This window comes from Streptomyces sp. AM25 (genome assembly GCF_058146165.1).
Genome location: NZ_JBKIWN010000094.1, coordinates 1 through 4,401, shown reverse-complemented (window position 1 = coordinate 4,401; position 4,401 = coordinate 1). Strand labels below are relative to the sequence as shown.

Here is a 4,401-nt window from a genome sequence, read left to right as displayed (position 1 = left end):
GACCATCGCAGCCATCAACGAGTGGCTGTGACCAGCACATTCGATACACGCCCTAAAGGCCTTCCTGCCTTCCCGGCCGCTCAGACCCGCCCACACCTGCCAGCCCGCCGCCGGCTGCCTTGCCGGCCGGCTCCCAGCCGAGGTCACATCGTCTCCCGCGCACCGCACCGTATGGAACGGTAGGCGCCCATAACCGGAGATCCACGCCACCGATCAGAAGGAAACGAAAGAGCCGAGGCCAACATGACGCTTCATAACTGGCATGCCACCCAGTACAGAAATCTCAAAGGGCAAACTTACGGACAGACTGGCGGTAAGAGGAAAGAGCACAGCTCCAGCAAGCGTCACTGGCAGGAGTTCCAGAGGAACGCCCGGTACACCGGCTCCCCGCTGTCCCCGACCGCGGTGCAGGCCCTGCTCATGATCTTACATGCGCAGGGCTCCGGCCTGGACCCGCTCGCCCAGCTCCCCGACCGTCCCGGCACCCTGCCGCCGCTCGCACACCCCTCCTTCCAAAGCGGCCCCCCGCCCTCCGTCACCGCTGAGCAGGGCCAGGGGCCTCACGCCCCCGAGACCTCTGTCGGGCCCGCTCCCGCAGTGCCCGCCCTCTCCGCCGGCCTCGCCGGCCTGGGCGCCTACCTCGCCACGGGCAGCACCACAGCCGCACTCTTCCTCGCCACCCTCGCTCAGGCAGCCACCGGCCAGGCGCAGGAAGAGTTCGACGAAGATCTCGACAGGGTGGACAGAGTCCTGGAGGACAGAGTCTTCGGCCCCCAGCAGGGCTTCGGGCGCATCACCCCCGGCGAGAGCCAGCCGCCCACCGAAGAAGACGCGGTGGTCGAAGATGTGGACGACACGACAGAGGACACCCCCAGAGTCTACAGCGAATCGGAGAAAAAGGAAGAATTCTTCGAGAAAATTGGAGAGAAATTCGTCGAAAAATTCTCTTCGAGCCAGCTGGGGTTCGGCCCCGCGCCAGACAGAATCCAGTTCGATCCGAAAATATTCGGCGAAACATGGGCTTCCGCGCTCGGCAGCGGAACCTCGGCCTTCAAGCTGACACTCACGCCCAAGGCCGGGGCCGGCGTGAACACCTGGAAGTGGCACATCGTTCCCGGCGCCGCCATGCCCGGCAAGCCCACAACGATAGGTGACGCGCTGAGCTGGGCTTCATTGATCGTCTTCCATGTCCAGAAGGTGTGTGAGATCCCGAAGCGCGCGGCACAGGACGTATGCAAGGCCGCCTACGGGATCTTCGGAGCCCTCGACAACGCGATGACGCGCTTGCAGAACCTGGTCGTACTGAACGACAGCCTGAGATGGGGAAGGCGCGGCGAGGACCTCTACACGGAGACGATCAGAGATAACACCGAACTCGAGGAGAAAGCATTCGAGTACCTGAGGACGACATACGAAGACACCGGCCCGCTGGACAAAATCACGTCACGAGATTTCTACCGCATGAAAGACAAACAAGGATTCAACGCCAAAGAACACAACATTCCCGAGTACACGGAGAAGGACTGGGAGCGCCTTCGCGAAGCGATTGAATACAGTGCACTGATGAAGAGCCTCGAACTGTATGACAACAAGATCATGTCCCGTATGGAGGATCTTTTCACCCCCGATTCCCGAGGGCCGCTGCGAAGCGTCTCGCGAGAACTGATGGAGGGGATGCACAGGATCAACGCCATAGCTGCAGGAGAAGGCGTGCTGAAGCTCGACAACCGATTCGAGTCGGGCATCGTCGACTACCACTACTGGGGCGGCCAGGTCGCCGCCCGAGACCGGGTCAAAATGGCAAGAACGAGAAGAGACGCGACGATAAAGGGAATTTTCGAGTCCTCCAGCAAAGAAAAATCCATCCTCATACAGACAGTACTCAGCAGGATGGTCGGCACCCCGCACGAGACCCCTGCACCCAGTGAGGAACCCCAGACTGCCGGGGTCACCCTTACGAACAACCTCGAAACTCCTCTGGAACTGGTGCAGACCCGGGGCGGCGGATACCAGATACTTGATGAGAGCGGAGCGTCCTACGGATACATCCAGCCCAAGAAGGACCAGGGCTACACAATCATCCTGCCTCCCAGCCGGGACTACGACGTCGCCGTGTCCATGCAAGGCCAGAAATTCTCTTCCAAGCACCTTCCGTTCAAGAAGGACTGGCACGAATACCCGGGTAGAAGATCAAAAATCGCAAAAAACGGCATGCTCAACGTATGGATCCACCCCAAACACGGGGCCCCCGCACCCTCCACTCAGACACCCACCACCACCCAACCGACCCGGCCCACCATTCCCATCCAGCCGCCCAACCACACCCCCAAACCCAGGCCGACAAAACGCAAGAACACCACCCGGCCGGCCAGACACAAGACCACGACCAGGCCGACACCCAAGACGACACCCCGGCTGACCACAGCCGAAACCGCAGAGACACCCATCCCGAAAGCCACCAGACTGAACCTGCAAAACGACTACGCCCCCGACATGAAAATGACACCCCTCCCAGAAGAAGGTGGATTCATCATCCAGGGCGACAAGGGAACCACCTACGCAGTCATCGAAGCCACGGACAGCGGACGATACATCATCACCGCACCCGCCCCCAGAAACTACGACATCATCGTGTCCGCTGAAGGAATAAACTCCTCGGCACGGCATGTGGGAACCTACTACGAATATCCTCCCCGTGACACCAAATTCACCATGGAAGGCAGAGACCTGAACATCTGGATCCGCCCAAAGAAGCCAAAAAAACAAGGCAAGCACGGAAAACAGAGAAAGGGCTGACATACCGATACGGTCCTGGAAGTAGATCGAGAACGCGTTCAGCGCGGCTTTCCAGTGCGGTGCGACGTGCGTCTTGCTGCGGGTCTTGGGCTCGATCAGCTCGCGGATCGCGAGGTAGAACACCTTGACCGCGGCCTGCTCGGTGGAGAAGTGGCCGCGGTTGCGGGTGACCTTCCGCAGCCGCGCATTGATCGACTCGATCATGTTCGTGCTGTAGATCACCTTCCGGATCTCGGGCGGGAAGGCCAGGCAGGGCACGAAGTCCTGCCATGCCTGGGACCAGGTGCGGGTCACGGCTGGGTACTTGCGCCCCAGGCCGGAGGTGGTGGATTCCTCCAGGGCCTGCTCGGCGGCCTGTTCCGTCGCAGCCGTGTAGATCCTTCGCAGGGCCGGGACGAGCTTGCCGTGGTCCGCTTTCGACGCGTATCGGAGTGACGCCCGGACGAGGTGAAGCCGTCAAGAAACAACATGGTGGTTATCGGCGCCGACTGAGGTGAGCAGGTCGGCTGCGGTGGGGTGGCGGTGTCCGGCGGGGGTGATGTCGATGCGGCGGTCGTCGAGGATCGGCAGGACGTCACGGATCGCGTTCCACAGGGTGCTCTTGCAGACGCCGAACAGCTCGGCGAGAGTGTCGAGGCCGCAGACACGGCGGCGGTAGAGGATCGTGGCGAGGATCCGGTCGCCGTCGGTGATCTTCTGCCGGAACACACCGGCGCGGGTGCCCGGACGCCGGCTGCTGCCGCGTTGGCGGTGGCGGCGCTCTTCGATCGCGGCGGCATAGGGCACGATCAGTTCTTCGAGCAGGGCATGCAGTGCCTCGCGGGACATGCCGGTCAGGCTCGGGTCCGTCAGCGTCTGGCGGGTCGGTGTCGCGGGAGCGTGCCCGGCCGGGACGCTGCCGGTGACCCAGGCGCGGAGGTCCTCGGCGCGGGTGAAGCAGCGCACGACGGTGGGTGTGATGCTGATTTTCCGTTCGTCCAGCAGTTTCCGGATGGCCTTGATGCCGTGGCCGATGGTGACGGGGTTCATCCCGAGCAGGTCGCCCAGCACCCTGTGGGCATACCTGCCGCAGGTAGATGACGGTGAGCAGGACTTCGTCCGCGTCTGACAGCAAGGACCGGCTGCGGCCGGTGGTGGCGACGCGTCGTCCCTTGCGGAGCACGTAACGGTGCTGCTCGGCCGCTGCCGCCTGTGCCGGGGCCAACTGGGCCCGCAGCACGTCCAGTTCGCTCTCGCGCATGCCGGTCAGGCGCGGGTCGGCGAGCATCTGCAGAGCTTGAGCGCGGGCCCTTGCCCGTTCGTCGGCGCGTGGCGCGGGGGCAGCGGTGCCGGTCGGGGCGATGCTGTAGTTCCAGCGGCCGTGCTGGTCATGTGCGGTGATCGGCAGGGCCTGGAACTGTTCACGGCTGACCGCGATGCCGGTCGGGTAGGAGTCCTCGTCAAGAGCGGCCTCGACACGCAGTCCGGTGCGGGTCGTGGTCGCAGTGATGGTGTTGAGGACGACTTCGTGGCTGGTCAGAGGGCGTCCGCGCCAGTTCATCGTGATGTGGGAGAATAGCCGGTGCTCGATTTTGTTCCACTGTGCGTCCAGAGACCGGAGGTTGA

1 protein-coding gene and 2 pseudogenes are annotated in these 4,401 nt (G+C 63.0%); 1 reads left to right on the top strand and 2 read right to left on the bottom strand.

The genetic code is table 11. The features are described 5' to 3' along the window. Positions 1 to 243: 243 nt before the first annotated feature. Positions 244 to 2,796: a hypothetical protein gene (locus ACLHRZ_RS36675; RefSeq protein ID WP_490422919.1), complete on the top strand. Its 2,553-nt coding sequence runs from the start codon at positions 244 to 246 to the stop codon at positions 2,794 to 2,796. Here the strand turns inward: ACLHRZ_RS36675 and ACLHRZ_RS36670 are convergent. Both ACLHRZ_RS36670 and ACLHRZ_RS36665 read right to left on the bottom strand, forming a co-directional pair. Then, positions 2,797 to 3,249: pseudogene (locus ACLHRZ_RS36670) on the bottom strand (transposase); the annotation flags it as partial. 3 nt (positions 3,250 to 3,252) lie between these two features. Further along, positions 3,253 to 4,401 (bottom strand): annotated as a pseudogene (locus ACLHRZ_RS36665) (ISAzo13-like element transposase-related protein); the annotation flags it as partial.